Here is an 18,453-nt window from a genome sequence, read left to right on the forward strand (position 1 = left end):
GGCCATTGCCGCGCTGAAGGAAATCGGCTCGACCGCGTTGTAGCGGCTACATCGCCCACGTGTAATTACTACAGGCGGCCGCCACCGCATGGCCGTGACGTCCGGCAGGAGCGATGCGCCGGCCGTCGGGCACCTGCGCTCAAGACGATCACAGGTGGCAACCGGCTACCCGCACGCGCTTTCATCTGTTGCCGCATCCGGTAATCAGGTACGTAAAGTGCTAAAACCGGCGCACACGAAGCTCACCTACCACAATGATCCCCGGCGTTGGATTCGACATGTGCGCGGCCGCGCCGCAATGCAGCATGGGCGCGTGGCCCAGGCGGAGACGGCTGGGGCCTCTCGCGGCCGTCTCGCTATGCCCCATGTCGTACGTCGCGAAGGTGGGGGCGCAGCCGCAGCAAAGCGCATTGCAGCCAGCAGGCGTACAGGCAGCACACATCGCGAAGCTGTGGAATCTGTCACTGATCGTCTGCGGGATCGTCTTCGCGCTCGTGCTGCTCGCCACGCTCGTCGCGCTGATCCGCAACGGACGACATGCCGCCACGCCGGCGCAGACGACCCAGCCGCCCGATCTGAGTTCGCTCACGCGGCCGGAGCATCGCACGCGGCGTATCGTCATCGGCGTGAGCGTGATGTCCGTCATCGTTCTCGTCGGACTGATCGTCGCGGACGTGCTCACGGACCGCGCACTGTCGAAGCTGCCGGTCGACGACCCATTGCGTATCGATATGGTCGGCGCGCAATGGTGGTGGCAGGCGTCATATCGCCCTGAAGGCGGACGGCCGGGCTTCGTCACCGCGAACGAATTGCATGTGCCGGTCGGCCGTCCGATCGTCGTATCGTTGCAGGCGGCCGACGTGATCCATAGTTTCTGGGTGCCGAACCTGCACGGCAAGAAGGACCTGTTGCCCGGCATCGATACGACGATCGAGTTTCGCGCCGACCAGCCGGGCGTCTATCGCGGGCAATGCGCTGAATATTGCGGCGCCGAACATGCGTTGATGGCGATGCTCGTCGTCGCCGAGCCGCGCGAGCGTTACGCGGCGTGGGTCGCACGCCAGGCGCGGCCCGCCGCGCAGAGCGCCGACGCCGTCGCGCTGCAGGGCCGCGCGGTGTTCGAGCGCGCGAGTTGCGCGCATTGCCATACGGTACGCGGCAGTTCCGCGCAGGGCACGCCCGGCCCCGACCTCACGCATCTGATGAGCCGTGAGACGATCGCCGCCGGTGTGCTTGCCAATACCCCGCAGAACCTCGCCGCGTGGATACGCGATCCGGACGCGCTGAAGCCCGGCACGACGATGCCGGCGGTGCCGCTCTCGGACACCGATCGCGTCGCCGTCGTCCGATGGCTTAGGACACTGCAATGAGCACGACCGAACCGCTACTCGACGCCGAAGCCGCCGCGCGGATCAAGGACGGCCCCGACGCGGACGCCGGCACGCTGGCGGCGCTGGCGCAGACATGGGCCGATCCGCGCGGCGTGAGCGGCTGGTTCAGCGCGATCGATCACAAGATCATCGCGCGCCGCTTCATGGTCACGACGTTCGTCTTCTTCGTGCTGGCCGGGCTGATGGCGCTCGTCATGCGCACGCAACTCGCGCGTCCCGCGAGCCACGTCGTGGGCCCGGACATGTACGATCAGCTCTTCACGATTCATGGCACGGCAATGATGTTCCTGTTCGCCGTTCCGGTAATGCAGGCCGTGGCGATGTACCTGATTCCGCTGCTGATCGGCGCTCGCAGTGTCGCCTTTCCGCGGATGAACGCGTACGCGTACTGGGTCTTTCTGTTCGGCGGCCTCACGCTCTTTATCGCGTTCCTGCTCGGTGCGGGTCCGCGTTCCGGCTGGTTCAGCTACGTGCCGCTCGCCGGTCCCGATTACGCGACCGGCAAGGGCAGCGACATCTGGGCGCAGATGATCACCTTCACTGAGCTGGCCGCGTTGCTTGTCGCAGTCGTGCTGATCACGACGATCCTCAAGATGCGCGCGCCGGGCATGTCGCTGAACCGGATGCCGCTGTTCGCGTGGGCCACGCTCGTCACGCAGTTCATGGTGATCTTCGCGATGCCCGCGGTGATGCTGGCGAGCACCGCGCTGATTCTCGATCGTCTCGTGGGTACACAGTTCTATAACCCGTCGCTCGGCGGCGACGTGCTGTTGTGGCAGCACCTGTTCTGGTTTTTCGGCCATCCCGAGGTCTACCTGATCTTCATTCCGGCGCTCGGTTTCATGTCTTCGATCATCGAGACGTTCTCGCGCCGCCCGATCTTCGGCTATTCGGCGATGGTGCTCGCGCTGATCGCCACCGCGTTCCTCGCGTTCGGCCTGTGGGTCCACCACATGTTCGCGACGGCCGTGCCCGATCTCGGCAAGACGTTCTTCACGGCGGCGAGCGTCATGATCGCGGTGCCTTCCGGCATTCAGATCTATTGCTGGCTGGCGACGCTGCTGACCGGCCGCCTGAATCTGAAGCCGCCGCTTCTTTTCGTGCTCGCATTCTTCTTCATCCTCGTGCTCGGCGGAATGACGGGCATCATGCTCGGTTCGGTGCCACTCGATCTGCAGGTGCACGACACGTATTTCGTCGTCGCGCATCTGCATTACGTACTGCTCGGCGGCGCGGTGTTTCCGCTTTTCGGCGCCTTCCATTACTGGTTTCCGAAGTTCACCGGACGCATGCTCGGCGAGCGTCTCGCGCATTGGCAGTTCTGGCTGTTCTTCATCGGCTTCAACGTCACGTTCTTTCCGATGCATCTGCTCGGCCTGCACGGTATGCCGCGCCGCGTATGGACTTACCCGGCCGGCATGGGCTGGGACGGCATGAACCTGATCGCGACGCTAGGCGCGTACATGATCGGCGTGAGCGTGCTGCTGTTTATCGTCAACGTGGTGATGAGCCTGCGGCATGGAGCGCGGGCCGCCGCGAATCCGTGGGGCGCGGGCACGCTCGAATGGAGCGTGCCCAGCGCGCCGCCGCCGCACAACTTCGACGTGCTGCCGGTCATCCACGGCCGCGCGCCGCTGTGGGAACCCGCGGCCGCGCCGCGCGCGGTGGCGGGCCTCGCCGTGCACGCGCGCGAGGTACTGACGACGAGCGCCCTCGACGCGCGGCCGGACACGCGTCCGCTTTTTCCAGGACCATCGCTCTGGCCGTTTCTCAGCGCCATCGCGACCACGATCTTTTTCATCGGCTCGATCTTCACGCCGTCGGCGGTGTGGTGGGGTACCGTGCCGGTTGCGGTGGCGATGATCTGCTGGTTCTGGCCTGGGCGGCGCGAGAATCGCGTCGCGCGCGCGCTCGAGCGCTGGCCCGCTTCGAGCGCCGCGCAAAGGGCCGCGCGGCGTGCGCCCGCGCGCCCATCGTCGCGCGAAGCGGCCGGGCGCGGCCCCCAGCCGCGGCTTGCCGTGCTCGACGTGCGCGCCTTACCGAGCTTCGGTTTCAGTCATCGCAGCTTGATGTGGTGGGCGACGGCGGGTTTGATGCTGATCGAGGGCACGGTGTTCGCGATGGCCGTCGGCATGTACTTCTATCTGCGCACGGTCAACGCCGCGTGGCCCATGAACGCGCCGCCGCCGTCGCTCGTGTGGGGCTCGCTCAATACGGCGGTGCTGGTCGCGAGCCTGTGGCCCAATCAGCTCGCGAGGCGCGCGGCGGAAAACGGTGAACGGGAACGGGCGCGCCTCTGGCTGCTGGTCTGCCTCGCGTTCGCGGTCGCGTTCCTCGTCGTGCGCGGTTTCGAATTCGCCGCGCTCAACGTGATGTGGTATGCGAATTCGTACGGTTCCATCGTCTGGCTGCTGCTCGGTTTGCACACGACGCATCTGATCACCGATACCGTGGATACGGCCGTGCTCGCAACGCTGCTCTACACCGGCCCGTTCGAGAAGAAACGTCTGCTCGACACCAGCGAGAACGCGGTCTACTGGTACTTCGTCGTGTTGAGCTGGCTGCCGATCTATGCGGTCATCTACTTCGTGCCGCGGATGCATCCATGAAGCGCACAGGCCTATCCGTGTGGCTCGGTCTACTCGCGGCGCCCGCAGTCGTGCTCGGCGCGCAGAGCCTCAACTACGCGCTCGTGCAGCTCGCCTGCGCGACCGGCCGGCATACCGCGCTCGACGCGGTGAGCGCGGTCGCGTTCCTGTTCTCGATGGTCGCGGCGTGGCTCGCCTACCGGCGCTGGCGCGGCACGGCCACCCCGTTTGACGCGAGCTACGTGCGGCGCGACGCGCGTCGGCCGTTTCTCGCGCTGATGGCGATGCTCGTGGCCGCGTTGTGCGCGGTGATCCAGTTGACGATGTGGTTTCCGCAATGGCTGCTTTCGCCCTGTCGATGACCGCGCGCCTTCACGCGGCCTGCCGCGTGGCCGGCCGCGCACGCGAGCGCGGCGCGCGCGCGGGGGTGTGCGCCGGGCTGCTGGCGCTGGCCCACGCGCCGCTCGCGTGCGCGCACGTGCTGACCGGCGCGGAGCGTGCCGCGCCGACCTTCGGCTGGTCGTTCGACGCGTGGGTGGTCGTGTTGATGCTCGCGAGCACGCTCGCGTATGCGGTGGGCTATGTGCGGCTGCGGCTGCGCGGCTCGCCGCGCAGCCGCGCAACGCGCGCGTGGCACGCGAGCGCGTTCGCGGCCGGCATGGCCGCGCTCGTATTCGCGCTGTGCTCGCCGCTCGACAGCTTGTCGGCGGCGCTCTTCTCGGCGCACATGGTCCAGCACGAAACGATGATGCTGATCGCCGCGCCGCTGCTGGTGCTCGGGCGCCCTCTCGGCGTATGGATCTGGGCGTTGCCGCGCGCCGCGCGTCGGCGTATTGGCCGCGCGGTGCGCGCGCCCGCTGTCGCGCGGGCGTGGCGCGGGCTTACCGCGCCCCTCGCCGGATGGACCCTGCATGCGGCCGCGCTGTGGGGCTGGCACGCACCGGTGATGTTCGAAGCCGCGCTGGCGCACCCGTGGGTGCATACGCTGCAGCACACGAGCTTCATGCTGACGGCGCTCGTGTTCTGGTGGACGGTGTTTGGCGACGGCGCATCCCGTCAGTCGGGCGGTCACGCCATGCTGTCCGTTTTCACCACGATGGTCCATACGAGCGCGCTCGGCGCGTTGATTTCGCTCGCGCCGGGGCTCTGGTATCCGTCGTACGTCGAGCCGACCAGCGCGCTCGGCATCGATCCGCTGCACGACCAGCAGGCCGGTGGACTCATCATGTGGGTGCCGGGCGCGATGGCCTATCTGATTGGCGGATTGGCGATCGCAGCGCGCTGGTTAAGGGGCCACGAGCCGCCGCGCGTCATCGCCGATCCCGCTGCGGCATTGCCGCAGGACGGTGGGCGATGAAGCCGCGTCCACTCATGGCAGGCGCGACCGCGCGTCGTCACGCGGCGCTGTGCGCGTGCATGGCCGCGCTGGCGGTAGCCGTTGCCGGCGTGGCGACGCGCGAGGCGCGCAGTGAAGAGGCGCGGGCGCCGGCCGGGCCGGCAACGGTCTTGCCGTCAGCTTCGGCGCGGCCTGCTTTGCCTCAACCTGCTTCCCCTCAACCCGACGCCGTCATGCTGGCACGCGGCGAGTACATTGCGAAAGCCAGCGACTGCGCGGGCTGCCACACCGCGCCGCAAGGCGGCGCGCCGTATGCGGGCGGCAACGGCCTCGGCTCGCCGTTCGGCACCATCATGTCGACCAATATCACACCTGATCCGCACTACGGGATTGGCCAGTACACCTACGACGACTTCGCGCGCGTGCTGCGCAAGGGCGTCGCGCGCGGCGGCAAGCGGCTCTATCCGGCGATGCCGTACAACGCATTCGCGAAGATCGACGACGCGGATCTGCATGCGCTATACGCGTACATGATGCACGGCGTCGCGCCGGTCGCGAAACCGAACCGGAAATCGGACGTCTCGTTTCCGTTCAACCAGCGCTGGGGCCTGTGGTTCTGGCAACTGGCGTTCGTCCCGCGCGAGCCGTATCAGCCGCATGCGGACCGCGACGCGCAGTGGAATCGCGGCGCGTACCTCGTGCAGTCGGTCGGCCATTGCGGGAGCTGCCACACGCCACGCGGCATCGCGTACCAGGAAAGAGGCACCGACGAATCGTCGTCGACGTTCCTCACGGGCGGCGTCAACGACCACTGGTTCGCGCCGGATCTGACCGGCGATGCGGGGTCGGGACTCGGCCGCTGGCGCGCCTCGGAAATCGCTGCTTTCCTGAAGACGGGGCATGGCGGCGGCAATATCGCGTACGGCAGCATGGTTGAGCAGATCGAGGACAGCTCGCAGTACCTCACCGACGACGATCTGCTGGCGATTGGCCGCTATCTGAAGTCGCTGCCGCCGCGCAATCCGTCGGCAACCTATGCGCCGCACGACGACGTGGCGCGTAAGCCGCTCAATGGCAGTCGCGTGCCGGAGGCGCTGTCGGTGGGCTACAACGTCTATCGCTCGTTCTGCGCGCAATGCCACGGTGGCGACGGTAGGGGCGTGCCGAACGTGTTCCCGGCGCTCGCGGGCAATTCGTCGGTGCTGGCGGAAGATACGACTTCGCTGATTCGCCTGCTGGTCGAAGGCGGCAACAGTCCGTCGACGCTCACCGGGCCGCCGCGGCAACAGATGCCGCGTTTCGCGGACACCCTCGCCGATGTGCAGATCGGTCAGGTACTCACGTACATACGCAGCGCGTGGGGCAACAACGCGCAGCCCATCACGGCGAACGACGTGAGTTCGCTGCGGCAAAAACTGCATAAATAGCGCCGTGCGTCGCCTGGCGAGGGTGGCCGCGAAGGGCGGCGGAACGCCGCTTGCTTGGGTCCATGTGCAAGGGCTGCCGTGCAGATGGGCGGCCGGCCCGTTCCCATTCCCTCTACCCAACCTCGATATGATCGCGGAAGCCGTCTGGTTCCTGCTGATTGGCGGGCTGCTCACGTTCATCGCGCTCGCGCGCGGACCGATCGGGCGTCTGCCGCTGACCGGCGCCATGATCTATCTCGTCGTCGGGGTGTTCATCGGGCCGGCTTTCGCGGGCCTCGTCGACGTCGACCTCACGCGCGATCCGGGCCTCGTGCGCATGCTCGCCGAAGTGGGTCTCGTCATCTCGCTGTTCGCGATCGGCATGCATCTGCGCGTGCCGCTGCGCGACCGGCTGTGGATGCTGCCGCTGCGGCTCGGCGGTCCCGCGATGCTCGTCACCATTGCATTGATGACCGCTTTCGTGATGCTCGTGGAGGGCCGCCCGCTCGGCACGGCGCTTTTTCTCGCGGCCACGCTCGCGCCAACCGACCCGGTCCTCGCGAACGAACTGCGTGTGAAAGAGGCTGGCGACGACGAACCGGTGCGCTTCGCGCTATCCGGCGAAGGCGGCCTCAACGATGGCGCGGCCTATCCGTTCGCGATGCTGGGCCTTGCATTGGTCGGGGCGCCACAGTTCGGAACCGGCGACGGCTTGACGTTCGCGGGATCGGTGGGATGGGGCGTCGGTAGTGCGCTCGCGATCGGCTGGGTGCTCGCAGTCGTGTTCGTGAAGACGGTGTTCTATCTGCGCACGCGTTATGGCGAAGCCATCGGCCTCGACGGCTTTCTCGCGCTCGGCCTGATGTCGGCCTCGTACGGCGCGGCGCTGATCGTGCATGCGTATGCTTTCGTCGCGGTGTTTGCCGCGGGCGTCGCGTTGCGTCACGAGGAGTTGCGCGCGACTGGCGACACCAACCCGGCGGAAGTGCTGGAAAACGTCGAGCGCGGCGCGCGCGTCGACGCGGCCAAAGACCCCGAGCGCGCGCACGCCTATCTGGCCGAAGCCATGATGGGATTCACGCTCGAGATGGAGCGCATCGCGGAGTTGTCGCTGATGCTGCTGATCGGCTGCGTCGTGTCCGCGCATTGGCGCGAGATGCTCGACGCAAAGGCAGTGTTGCCCGCGCTCTTTCTGTTCTTCGTCGCGCGTCCGCTGTCGGTCTATACGGCGATGGCGGGTTCGCAAGCCGATGGCGGTCAGAAGCGGATCATCGGCTGGATGGGCATACGCGGCGTCGGCGCGTTCTATTACGCCGTGCTCGGCATCCAGGAAGCCGGCGATACGCTGCGAGCGCTGCTGCCGGCGGTACTCGATACGATCGTGCTGTCGGTGTTGGTGCACGGATCGACCGCGGGGTATGCGTTGCAGCGGTATTTCAGGCGGTATCGCGAGCCGAAGGAGCAGGAGCAGCGGGCCTGAGCCGCACCAGGCCGCGTCCCGGTCTGGCGGTGGCCGCGCGCATCGTGGCGCGGTCTTGCTCAGGCGGCGACGCACACCGCACGCCGCGCGACCGTATCGGGCGGGAGGCGCCACGCGGCGGCGTTCCTGTTTTAAAAGAACGCGGTGCCGCCCGCCCTCCAGGTATGTCGTCTTACTGTCCGCCAGATGCCGCCGGCGCGGCGTCCGAAGCGGGCGGATTCGCGACCGACGTGCTGCCGGGTCCCGAGATCTTCTCTCCATTCGGCTTGCAACCGACGACGCCTGTTGAAAGAATGCCAATGAGTAGAGCGCGTACCGTCCAGCTTGAATAGAAGTGTTTCATCACGGGTTCTCCTTGCTGACCCGAGCGCTGCCGCAATTCTGGTGCCGCGTCCTGACCACCGGACGTGGCGGCTCTGTGTGAAACACGGGATTCCTTGCCGCATTGCCGGCCGAGGCACGAATTTTGCGTCCCGGCAGGGCAATTTGCCGCGCGTTCAACGGGTACTTCGCGACTCCACGCGACTGGGCGGGATCGAACCTCTTATCTCGCCGGCCCATCGTTTCCAACCTTGAAGGGTGATCCGGATGCACAGTTCCGCCTCAATTCGCGTAGCGCATTTGCTTAGCGTTCTGTTTGCCTCATTGTCGGGGGTGTACCTGCTGGTCGGCGGGATCTGGCTAGCGGCGACCGGCGGATCGCTGTACTACGTTTTCGCCGGTATCGTCATGCTCGTTACGGCGGTTCTGATTTATCGGCGTTCCCCACTAGCACTCGGCCTCTACGCATTACTGCTGTTGTGCACGATCGTGTGGTCGCTGTGGGAGGTCGGCACGGATTTCTGGGCTCTTGCCCCGCGTCTGGACGTACTGGTCGTCTTCGGCATCTGGCTGCTGTTGCCGTATGTCTATCGCGCGTTCGAGCCGTCCGCAAAAACGCATGGTCTCGCGCTCGGGGCCACGTTGATCGTGAGCGTCGCAGTGCTGGTTTTTGCAGTCTTCAACGACCCACAGGAAATCAACGGCACGCTGGCGAGCGCGCCTGCCCAGGCGGCGGCGACGCCCGCCGGCGAGCGCGTCGCCGAGGGCGACTGGCCCGCCTACGGCCGTACCCAGCACGGTACGCGCTACTCTCCGCTCAAGCAGATCAACGCGGATAACGTCAAGGATCTGAAGGTCGCGTGGATATTCCGGACCGGCGACATGAAGCGCTCCACCGACCCAGGTGAAATCACGAACGAAGTTACCCCGATCAAGGTGGGCGACATGCTGTATCTGTGCTCGCCGCACCAGATACTGTTCGCGCTTGACGCTGCCACCGGCCAGGAAAAATGGCGCTTCGATCCCAAGCTGAAGACCGATCCCAGTTTTCAGCATGTCACGTGCCGTGGGGTGTCGTACCATGATTCGACCGCTTCGGGCAGTAACAACGACAGCCCGGACCAGGCCCCGGCTACGGCGCCTGCAATCTGCGCGCGCCGCGTCTACCTGCCTGTCAACAACGGGCATCTGTACGCGCTCGACGCGCAGACCGGCCAGCTATGCCCGGACTTCGCCAATCACGGCGACCTCGACCTGCAAGTGGGCCAGCCCGTGACGACCGCGGGTCAATATGAACCCACTTCGCCGCCGGTCATCACCGGGAAGGTGATCGTAATCGCAGGCTCAGTCGAGGATAACTATTCGACGCGGGAGCCCTCGGGAGTGATCCGGGGTTTCGATGTCAACACCGGCAAACTGTTGTGGGCGTTCGATCCGGGCGCGAAGAACCCGGAAGCGGTGCTCGGCGCAGGCCAGCATTATTCGGTCAACTCGCCGAACTCCTGGGCACCGGCTGTTTATGACGCAAAGCTCGATCTTGTCTATCTGCCGATGGGCGTAAGCACGCCCGACATCTGGGGCGGCTACCGCACGCCGGAGCAGGAACGCTTTGCGAGCGGGCTGCTCGCGCTCAACGCGACGACCGGCAAGCTCGCCTGGTTTTATCAGACGGTCCACCACGACCTGTGGGACATGGACCTGCCGGCGCAGCCGACGCTCGCCGATATCACGGACCGGTCGGGCAACCTCGTGCCGGCGGTCTACGCCCCGGCAAAGACGGGCAACATTTTCGTTCTTGACCGCCGCACAGGCACGCCGATCGTTCCTGCTCCGGAGAAGCCGGTTCCGCAAGGCGCGGCGCAAGGCGATCACGTGTCGCCCACCCAGCCGTTTTCGGCGCTGACCTTCCGGCCGGACAGGAAACTGACCGGCGCGGACATGTGGGGCGCAACGATGTTTGACCAGCTCGTGTGCCGAGTGATGTTCCAGCGCCTGAACTATGACGGCACGTTTACCCCTCCGTCGGTGAAGGGCACCCTGGTTTTTCCGGGTAACCTCGGGATGTTCGAGTGGGGCGGCATAGCAGTGGATACCGATCGCCAGATCGCGATTGCGAACCCGATCGCACTGCCGTTCGTGTCCAGGTTGATGCCGCGTGGGCCGGGCAACCCGATCGAACCGGCCGCCGGCGGCACGGGCGGCAGCGGTACCGAATCCGGTATCCAGCCGCAGTACGGCGTGCCCTTCGGTGTGACGTTGAATGCCTTCATGTCGCCGCTCGGCCTGCCGTGCAAGCAGCCGGCGTGGGGCTACATATCCGCGGTCGATCTGAAGACCAACCAGATTGTCTGGAAAAAGCGCATTGGCACCGTGCGTGACAGTTCACCGCTGCCGCTGCCGTTCAAGATGGGGATGCCGATGCTCGGCGGCCCGATGACAACGGCCGGCGACGTGTTCTTCATCGGGGCCACCGCCGACAACTACATCCGCGCGTTCGACACCAACACCGGCAAGCAGTTGTGGCAAGCACGTTTGCCCGCGGGTGGCCAGGCGACGCCAATGACCTACGAGGCGAAAGGGAAGCAGTACGTGGTCATCGCGGCCGGCGGCCACGGCTCGTTCGGCACCAGGTTGGGCGACTACGTGATGGCTTATGCGCTGCCTTGATCATTCGCGGTATCGCGCCCCTCATCCATGAACAACAGCGTCAGTGGCGTATGGGTAGGGCACGGCTGGCGATCGATCATCGCGCGCGCGTCGTGCGTTTCACCCGAAGCGCGCCGAGAATGCCTCTCAGGATATCGAGGGGGGGCGGCGGACAACCCGGTATCGTGACGTCGACAGGAAGAAGTTTCGCGAGCGGTCCACATACGGCGTAGCTTTCCTTGAACATGCCACCGGTGCAGGCGCACTCGCCGGTGGCAACCACCAGCTTCGGATCAGGCGTCGCTTCGTATGCCAGCCGCACTGCTTCCGTCATGTTCACGGTCAGCGGGCCGGTGACCAGTAGCATGTCGGCATGGCGGGGACTCGCGACGAACCTGATACCCAGACCTTCAAGGTTGTAGTACGGATTGTTGAGCGCGTGGATTTCCAGTTCGCAGCCGTTGCAGGAGCCCGCGTCGATCTCGCGAATGCACAGCGCCCGGCCTAGCAGGTCGAGTATGTCCTGCTGGATCTGCTGGCTTTCGGTACGCCATGCGTCATCGCTTTCCGGCACGCGCGGGTCCGGAGTGCCGGTTCTCGCGATCTGTTTGAGAAGTTGCCACATTACAGGTCGTGTCCCGCGTAGTTCAGATTGAATGATTTGTTGATCAGCGGAAAATCGGCAACGATATTGCCGATGATCGCGTGCTCCAGGGCAGGCCAGTTGTGCCACGACGGATCATGGCAGTGACAGCGCAAAAGGGTCCCGTCGGCCCCGGTCTCGACTGCGATGAACACATCGCCCCGCCAGCCCTCGATCCAACCCACTCCGCAGGATGGCGCGCCGGCGTGTTCAACCGGCGTGACGACGTGGCCGCCCGGCAGGTCGGACAGGAGAGCCCGGAGCAACCGGAGCGATTCGTAGATCTCGTTGAAACGCACCGCGACGCGGGCTGCCACGTCGCCGCGGTCATCGCTGACCGCCCGGACCTGAACCTCGTGGTAGGGCGCGTACGGGTGATCGACGCGCACGTCGATTTTCCTTCCACTGGCGCGCCCGACCAGTCCGCACACGCCAAAGTGCTCCGCCACCTTCGCCGAAACAATGCCCGCGCCAGCGAAGCGGTCCTGCAGCCCGGACTGATCGTCGTAAATGGCTTGCATCGCGCGGACCTCGGCGTCGATCTGCTCGCACTGAGTCAGCATCGCGGGGATGCAGCGCGGATCGAGGTCCGTCGCCATGCCTCCCGGAGCAATCCGGTCCATCAGATAGCGGTGTCCGAAGCACTGATCGTTCACGCGCAGCCAGTCTTCCTTCAGGCGAGAAAACGCGGCCAGGCCGTAGGCGAAGCCGGCATCGTTGCCGAGCGCACCCAGATCGCCAAGGTGGTTGGCAATGCGCTCACGCTCGAGCAGCAGCGCCCGCAGCCACTGCGCGCGTGGCGGAATCCGCACCTCGAACGCCCGTTCGACCGCCATGCAGTATGCCCACGAGAACGCGACCGTGGAATCCCCGGCGATGCGCGCCGCCAGACGTTGCCCGAGCAACCAGGGCGTGCGTTGGAACAGTTTTTCGATGCCTCTGTGCGCATAACCCAGCCGCTCTTCGAGCCGCAGCACTTTTTCACCGACCACCGAGAAGCGGAAGTGTCCCGGCTCGATCACGCCTGCGTGGATCGGACCGACGGCGATCTCATGGACGCCGTCGCCCGCGACCGGCACGAACGGGTAATCCGCGTCCTGCGACGGCTCGAACCGCTCGGTCCCGGAAGAACGCTTGCGCAGCGGATGGTAATCGGCGGCCCAGTTGCCATGATTCAGCCACGGCCTCGTATCTTCGGCGCCGATCGCACGCAGTCCCAGCAGATCGTACACGGCGCGCTGCATGCGCGTTGCGCATGGAAAGACGGCCGACAGATCCGGGTAGCCGTAGCCGCCGCTCTCATGCCGATCATCCGCGGGCAACTGAAGCCACAAGATGCCATCTTCCAATGCGTAGGCGGCAGAGATGACGAATCGGTCCGCCGCCTCTTCCGTACCCCACACGGAGATCAGACGGCCGCCCGCGTCGCGCACGGTGCCGGCGGTGCGGGTCCACGTGTGCGCATCGACGCGCGCGCGAAATGCCGAAGACTTGCCCGCAAACGCGGACAGGCGGACCAGGCCGGGAAACCCGAATGCATTGATGCGCATATGTCACCCCGCGATCATGGCCGCCGCCTGCCGATACCACGTCGCGAGCCAGGGCGGAATGTAGAGTCCCAGCACGAGGCCGATGCCGAGATGGACGAACACCGGCAGCAATGCCGGCGGGTGTTCGAGAACCCTGGCCGTGGTGTCGCCGAACACCATGCGCTGCACCCGCACGAAGATGGCCGCGAACGCCACGGCAAGCGCGAGCAACAGGAACGGCGTGGCCCACGGGAGTTTGCTCATCGCGGTCGTCAGGATCAGGAACTCGCTCGCGAAGACGCCGAATGGCGGCATGCCCAGGATCGCGAGCGTTCCGAGCATCATGCCCCACCCGACAGTCGGGCTCACGCGTAACAACCCGCGGATATCGTCGATCGCCTGGGTGCCGGCCTTCTGCGCCGCATGCCCGACGGTGAAGAAGATGGCCGACTTCACGAGCGAATGCACGGTCATGTGGAGCAGCCCCGCAAACGTCGCGATGGGTCCGCCAAGCCCGAAGGCGAACGTCATCAGGCCCATGTGTTCGATCGACGAATACGAAAAAAGCCGCTTGACGTCTTTCTGGCGGAACAGCGAAAAAGTCGCGACCAGCACCGAGACCAGTCCGAAGCCGACCAGCAGGTATCCCGGCAGGCCGTTGCGGAGCGCGCCGTCGGCCAGCACCTTGCAGCGCAGCACCGCATAGAGCGCGACATTGAGCAGCAGGCCGGACAGCACGGCCGAGATCGGCGTGGGGCCTTCGGCATGGGCGTCGGGCAACCAGTTGTGCATGGGCACGAGGCCGACCTTCGTGCCATAGCCGATCAGCAGGAACACGAACGCGAGCGACATGATGGTGGGATCGAGGCTTCCTTTGACCGCGTCCAGACTGGTCCAGAGCAGCGCATCGGTACCGCCGAGCTGTCGGCTCGCCGCGAGATAAAGCAGGATGGTGCCGAACAGCGCCTGCGCGATGCCGACGCCGCACAGAATGAAGTACTTCCAGGCGGCTTCGAGACTTGCCGCGGTGCGATAGACGCTAACCAGCAGTACCGTCGCGAGCGTGGCGGCTTCCATGGCGACCCACAGGATGCCCATGTTATTGGTGAGCAGCGCGAGCAGCATCGCGAAGATGAATAGCTGATACATGCTGTGGTAAAGGCGCATGCGGGGGCCGGTCATCTTGCCCCGGTCCCGCTCGATGCGCATATACGGCCTCGAGAAGATCGAGGTGGTCCAGCCGACGAAAGCCGTTAACGCGACCAGAAATACGTTGAGCGGATCGACGAAGAAGAGCTTGCCGGGCGCGAATACGGATCCGTGTGTCTCGGTTTGCACCGCGAGCAGCGTGGCGGCGGCAAAGGTCAGGAAACTGAAGCCGACGTTGAGTTCCGGCGCGACAGGGCGTTGCCCCACGAGCGCGAGCGTTGCGCCCGCGAACAGCGGGATCGCGAAAACCAGCGGCACTAGCCAGGCTTCAGTCATCTTTGAGTTTTTCAAGGTGATGAATGTCCAGACTGTCGAACTGCTCGCGGATCTGGAACATGAACACCCCGAGGATCAGGATGCCCACCAGCACGTCGAGTCCGATGCCGAGCTCGACGATCATCGGCATGCCGTTCGTCGCCGCCGCCGCGGCGAAAAACAGGCCGTTTTCCATCGACAGGAAGCCGATTACCTGAGGGATCGCGTTGGCGCGCGTGATCATCATCATGAACGACAGCAGCACGCAGGCGAGTGCGATGCCGAGCGTGCCGCGGGCGACCGACGAGGCGAGCTGGCTGATCGGCGACGCGACATTGAATGCGACGATCACGAGCACGATGCCGATCAGCAGCGTGGCGGGAATATTGAGCAGGGGCTCGACGTCCGCTTTCACGTTCAGACGCTGCACCAGCCTGTAAAGAATCCACGGAATCAGGCCAACCTTGAGCACCAGCGTCAGCGCGGCGGAGATATACAGGTGCACGTCGGCGGTGACATATCCCAGGGTGACGTTGGCTGACACGAGTGTGAGGCCCTGCAGCGTATAGAGGTGGATCAGCGACAGGATGCGGCGCTGGCTGAGCATGGCAAACGACAGGAGCAGCAGGATGGCGGCGAGGAAGTTGATGATCTGCGTCGCGAAGCCGTGCATTCACGCCCCCAGCAGGAAGTGAACGAGCATGCCGATGACAGCCAGCAGGAACGCCGTCGCGAGGAACTCCGGCACGCGGAAAAGGCGCATCTTCGCGTTGCTCGTCTCGACGACCGCGAGCGCCGCGCCACCTGTCAGTAGCTTGATAAACAGCGCGGGTATCGCGAGCAGCAGCGCGGCCGGACTGCCGGCCTCCGCGATGCCCCACGGAATGAACAACGCGAGGCCGATGCAGGAGTACGCGAACAGCTTGAGGCTCGTGGCCCATTCCATCAGCGCGAGATGGCGGCCGGAATATTCGAGGATCAGCGCCTCGTGGATCATCGTCAGTTCGAGATGGGTGGTGGGGTTGTCGACCGGCAGACGCGCGTTTTCGGCGAGCGAGACCATCGCGAACGCGATTCCCGCGAACGCGAGGCTCGGATAGATCGCCAGCTCGCGATGACTGAGCGTGGAGACGATGCGGGTCAGCAGGGTGGACTGGGTGATCAGCGACGCCGAAAACAGCACCATCAGCAAGGCCGGCTCCGCGAGGAAGCCGACCAGCATCTCGCGGCGCGCGCCGAGCGTGCCGAAGGCGGTGCCGATGTCCATCGCGGCCAGCGAGATCATCACGCGGGCCAGCGCGAAAAGCCCGACCAGGGCGATCGCGTCCGCGGCCGGCGAAAGCGGCAGATCGGTGGACAGCGTGGGCACGATCGCACAGGCGAGCGTCATGCATGCCCAGACGACATAGGGCGCGCCGCGGAATAGCGGGCTGGCGTGGTCGGCGACGACCGACTCCTTGTTGAACAGCTTGTGCAGCATCCGGTAGGGCTGCCAGATGCTCGGCGCCCGGCGGTTCTGCAAGCGCGCGCGGCACAGGTTGACCCACCCTGTCAGCAGCGGAGCCGCCGCCAGTGCGAGCAGGATTTCCAGCCCCTGGGAGAGCAATCCGGAGAGCGTGATCATCGTCTCACCAGTATCAGCAGTGCGATCAGCACGAGAAAGCTGTGCGTCAGATAGACCGCGATGCGGCCCGTCTGAAGCATTCCGGCTAGTGCCGCGACGCGCTTGACCAGCCGTTCGAGCGGCTCATAGATCAGCGCCCACGTGCGATCTGTCACGGTGATGCTGTACACCGGCTGGCGGTCGAAAGGCGAAGGAAGCCGCCGTTCGATCCGGAACAGCGGCGCGAAGATCTCACGGATCGGTTGCCCGAACCCTTCGGCCGTGTCCTGCATGCGCGCGTTCACGAACGGATGGCCGCAGTTCCAGGGAGCCGCACGGCGCAGGCGTCCGTGGTAAAGACGGCGTACCAGCAGCCAGGCGAGTCCGCAGCAGGCAAAGAAGAACAGCAGGAATGCCGCCGGCATGTAGCTGGCCCGGTCCACGCCGGCAGGGGCGAGCAGCAGCCAGCCGTTTCTTGCGACGGCCTCTCCGATGCCCGCGCCAACCAGCAACTGCGTGACGCGATCCAGAACGGCCACGAATTGCACCGGCAATAGCCCGAGCAGCGCACAGATCGCGGCGAGCCACACAAAGCCGGCGCGTTCCCACGGACTTGCGTCCCGTGCGTCGCGCAGCTTCGCCTCGCGAGGCTGGCCGAGAAAGATGATCCCGAAGAACTTGACCATCGTGTAGCCCGCGAGCGCGGCCACGAGAGCAATCAGCGCGGCGGCGAGCGGGACCACCCTATTGAGGAACGGGTCCGGCAAGCCGGGGGTGAACAGAAAGCTCTGCAGCAGCAGCCATTCGGAAACGAAGCCGCCCAACGGCGGCAGGCCCGCGCTGGCCAGCACGCCCACCAGAGCGGCCCACGCGGTCCACGGCATGAAACGCAGCAGGCCGCCCAGGCGACCGAGATTGCGCTCGCCGGTCGCATGGAGTACGGACCCGGTGCCGAGAAACAGCAGGCTCTTGAATGCCGCGTGGCTGGCGATCTGGTACAGCAGGGCAGTCATCGACAAGGCGGCCAGCGCGCTCATCCCGTATGCGCGGCACAGGATCGCCAGCCCCATGCTGACGAACATCAGACCGATGTTGTCGATCGATGAGTACGCAAGCAGCCGCTTCATGTCCGTCTGGACGGCGCTAAACACCACCCCGAACAGCGCGGTGAAGAGTCCGAGTACCAGCATGAGTACGCCCCACCACGCAATCTGCACGTGCAGCAGATCGAACACCGTGCGTAGCACACCGTAGAGGCCGGCCTTCAGCACGAATCCGCTCATGAGGGCCGATACCGGCGACGGCGCGGCGGGATGAGCCTCGGGCAGCCAGACATGCAACGGGAAGATGCCCGCCTTCGTGCCGAAGCCGAACAGCGCCAGCAGAAACGCGAGGGACGCCCAGAACACGTCCAGATGCTGCTCGCGCATGTTGGCGAACGTATAGTCGCCGGTATTGGCCTGCAACAGGCCGAAGCACAGCAGGAGCGCGAGCGCGCCGACGTGGGAAATCAGGAAGTAAAGCCAGGCGGCGCGGCGGATCTCGGCAAGGCGGTGATTGGTCATCACCAGGAAGGTGGCCGACAGCGTCATGGTTTCCCACGACACCATGAAGCAATACGCGTCGTCTGCCAGCAACAGCATTGCCATGCTTGCAAGACACACGTGATATTCGAAGCACAACACGCCAGGCGGAGTGCCTTCGCCCTTGCGGAAATAGCCGGCGGAGAACGCGCTCACACCTGCGCTCACCACGCCGAGTACACAGAGGAAATAGGCTGACAGGCCGTCGAGCCGCAGATGGAACGGCAGGTGCGGCAGGCCGGGCGGCAGAACGGCTTGCTGGGGACCGGCGAAAACGCCGGCCAGACCCAGTCCGCACAGGAGCAGAGCGAATCCGGCGCCGAGCGGAAACAGGCTGTGCGCCACCACGCGTGTGCGATGCAGGTTGGCGAGCCCCAGCACACCGACGGCCAGCCAGCCCGCAATCACGAGCAATACGTAATGGATGACCAGCAGGTGTTCCATCAGCGTTGTCTCCGGTGCC

The 18,453-nt window shown here is 65.5% G+C and carries 13 protein-coding genes; 7 read left to right on the forward strand and 6 right to left on the reverse strand.

Features of this window, described 5'->3' with window-relative positions; genetic code table 11:
* The first annotated feature begins 365 nt into the window (after nucleotides 1-365).
* The 7 genes from coxB (at nucleotide 366) to BXE_RS37600 (ending at nucleotide 11,189) form a co-directional block, all read left to right on the forward strand.
* Nucleotides 366-1,370 carry a cytochrome c oxidase subunit II gene (gene coxB, locus BXE_RS37570; protein WP_233518873.1) on the forward strand — a complete coding sequence of 335 codons (1,005 nt, stop codon included), beginning with the start codon at nucleotides 366-368 and terminating at the stop codon, nucleotides 1,368-1,370.
* On the forward strand, nucleotides 1,367-4,000 hold the full coding sequence (ctaD, locus tag BXE_RS37575; RefSeq protein WP_011493353.1) for a cytochrome c oxidase subunit I: 2,634 nt from the start codon (nucleotides 1,367-1,369) through the stop codon (nucleotides 3,998-4,000). Before coxB ends, ctaD begins: the two co-directional genes overlap by 4 nt.
* Nucleotides 3,997-4,341: a hypothetical protein gene (locus BXE_RS37580; protein ID WP_011493354.1), complete on the forward strand. Its 345-nt coding sequence runs from the start codon at nucleotides 3,997-3,999 to the stop codon at nucleotides 4,339-4,341. The genes ctaD and BXE_RS37580 overlap by 4 nt, the downstream gene beginning before the upstream one ends.
* Nucleotides 4,317-5,336 (forward strand): cytochrome c oxidase assembly protein, encoded by a 1,020-nt coding sequence (locus BXE_RS37585; RefSeq protein WP_233518872.1) that lies wholly within the window; start codon nucleotides 4,317-4,319, stop codon nucleotides 5,334-5,336. The genes BXE_RS37580 and BXE_RS37585 overlap by 25 nt, the downstream gene beginning before the upstream one ends.
* Nucleotides 5,333-6,742 (forward strand): c-type cytochrome, encoded by a 1,410-nt coding sequence (locus tag BXE_RS37590; protein WP_011493356.1) that lies wholly within the window; start codon nucleotides 5,333-5,335, stop codon nucleotides 6,740-6,742. The genes BXE_RS37585 and BXE_RS37590 overlap by 4 nt, the downstream gene beginning before the upstream one ends.
* Nucleotides 6,743-6,869: 127 nt before the next feature.
* Nucleotides 6,870-8,201 carry a cation:proton antiporter gene (locus BXE_RS37595; RefSeq protein WP_040123582.1) on the forward strand — a complete coding sequence of 444 codons (1,332 nt, stop codon included), beginning with the start codon at nucleotides 6,870-6,872 and terminating at the stop codon, nucleotides 8,199-8,201.
* A gap of 588 nt (nucleotides 8,202-8,789) precedes the next feature.
* The gene (locus tag BXE_RS37600) at nucleotides 8,790-11,189 is read left to right on the forward strand and encodes a glucose/quinate/shikimate family membrane-bound PQQ-dependent dehydrogenase (protein WP_011493358.1); all 2,400 of its coding nucleotides are present in this window, start codon (nucleotides 8,790-8,792) and stop codon (nucleotides 11,187-11,189) included.
* A gap of 76 nt (nucleotides 11,190-11,265) precedes the next feature.
* Here BXE_RS37600 and BXE_RS37605 read toward each other — a convergent pair whose 3' ends face one another.
* The 6 genes from BXE_RS37605 to hyfB are packed head-to-tail and all read right to left on the reverse strand — an operon-like array spanning nucleotide 11,266 to nucleotide 18,434.
* Nucleotides 11,266-11,793: an NADH-quinone oxidoreductase subunit B family protein gene (locus BXE_RS37605; RefSeq protein WP_011493359.1), complete on the reverse strand. Its 528-nt coding sequence runs from the start codon at nucleotides 11,791-11,793 to the stop codon at nucleotides 11,266-11,268.
* Nucleotides 11,793-13,361: an NADH-quinone oxidoreductase subunit C gene (locus BXE_RS37610; RefSeq protein ID WP_011493360.1), complete on the reverse strand. Its 1,569-nt coding sequence runs from the start codon at nucleotides 13,359-13,361 to the stop codon at nucleotides 11,793-11,795. Before BXE_RS37610 ends, BXE_RS37605 begins: the two co-directional genes overlap by 1 nt.
* A 3-nt stretch (nucleotides 13,362-13,364) precedes the next feature.
* Nucleotides 13,365-14,825, reverse strand: a complete 1,461-nt coding sequence (locus tag BXE_RS37615; RefSeq protein WP_011493361.1) for a hydrogenase 4 subunit F — start codon at nucleotides 14,823-14,825, stop codon at nucleotides 13,365-13,367.
* Complete coding sequence (locus BXE_RS37620) at nucleotides 14,818-15,477, reverse strand: formate hydrogenlyase (RefSeq protein ID WP_011493362.1); 660 nt, start codon at nucleotides 15,475-15,477, stop codon at nucleotides 14,818-14,820. The genes BXE_RS37615 and BXE_RS37620 overlap by 8 nt, the downstream gene beginning before the upstream one ends.
* Nucleotides 15,478-16,428: a respiratory chain complex I subunit 1 family protein gene (locus tag BXE_RS37625; protein WP_011493363.1), complete on the reverse strand. Its 951-nt coding sequence runs from the start codon at nucleotides 16,426-16,428 to the stop codon at nucleotides 15,478-15,480.
* The gene (hyfB, locus tag BXE_RS37630) at nucleotides 16,425-18,434 is read right to left on the reverse strand and encodes a hydrogenase 4 subunit B (protein ID WP_011493364.1); all 2,010 of its coding nucleotides are present in this window, start codon (nucleotides 18,432-18,434) and stop codon (nucleotides 16,425-16,427) included. The genes BXE_RS37625 and hyfB overlap by 4 nt, the downstream gene beginning before the upstream one ends.
* Between the last annotated feature and the right edge of the window lie 19 nt (nucleotides 18,435-18,453).

Origin of the sequence: Paraburkholderia xenovorans LB400 (assembly GCF_000013645.1) — a bacterium.
GTDB classification, from domain to species: domain Bacteria; phylum Pseudomonadota; class Gammaproteobacteria; order Burkholderiales; family Burkholderiaceae; genus Paraburkholderia; species Paraburkholderia xenovorans.

Bases quoted from the DNA above. Each gene is read 5' to 3' on its own strand.
- coxB (WP_233518873.1), top strand. From the start codon at position 366: ATGTCGTACGTCGCGAAGGTGGGGGCGCAGCCGCAGCAAAGCGCATTG.
- ctaD (WP_011493353.1), top strand. From the start codon at position 1,367: ATGAGCACGACCGAACCGCTACTCGACGCCGAAGCCGCCGCGCGGATC.
- BXE_RS37580 (WP_011493354.1), top strand. From the start codon at position 3,997: ATGAAGCGCACAGGCCTATCCGTGTGGCTCGGTCTACTCGCGGCGCCC.
- BXE_RS37585 (WP_233518872.1), top strand. From the start codon at position 4,317: ATGGCTGCTTTCGCCCTGTCGATGACCGCGCGCCTTCACGCGGCCTGC.
- BXE_RS37590 (WP_011493356.1), top strand. From the start codon at position 5,333: ATGAAGCCGCGTCCACTCATGGCAGGCGCGACCGCGCGTCGTCACGCG.
- BXE_RS37595 (WP_040123582.1), top strand. From the start codon at position 6,870: ATGATCGCGGAAGCCGTCTGGTTCCTGCTGATTGGCGGGCTGCTCACG.
- BXE_RS37600 (WP_011493358.1), top strand. From the start codon at position 8,790: ATGCACAGTTCCGCCTCAATTCGCGTAGCGCATTTGCTTAGCGTTCTG.
- BXE_RS37605 (WP_011493359.1), bottom strand. From the start codon at position 11,793: ATGTGGCAACTTCTCAAACAGATCGCGAGAACCGGCACTCCGGACCCG.
- BXE_RS37610 (WP_011493360.1), bottom strand. From the start codon at position 13,361: ATGCGCATCAATGCATTCGGGTTTCCCGGCCTGGTCCGCCTGTCCGCG.
- BXE_RS37615 (WP_011493361.1), bottom strand. From the start codon at position 14,825: ATGACTGAAGCCTGGCTAGTGCCGCTGGTTTTCGCGATCCCGCTGTTC.
- BXE_RS37620 (WP_011493362.1), bottom strand. From the start codon at position 15,477: ATGCACGGCTTCGCGACGCAGATCATCAACTTCCTCGCCGCCATCCTG.
- BXE_RS37625 (WP_011493363.1), bottom strand. From the start codon at position 16,428: ATGATCACGCTCTCCGGATTGCTCTCCCAGGGGCTGGAAATCCTGCTC.
- hyfB (WP_011493364.1), bottom strand. From the start codon at position 18,434: ATGGAACACCTGCTGGTCATCCATTACGTATTGCTCGTGATTGCGGGC.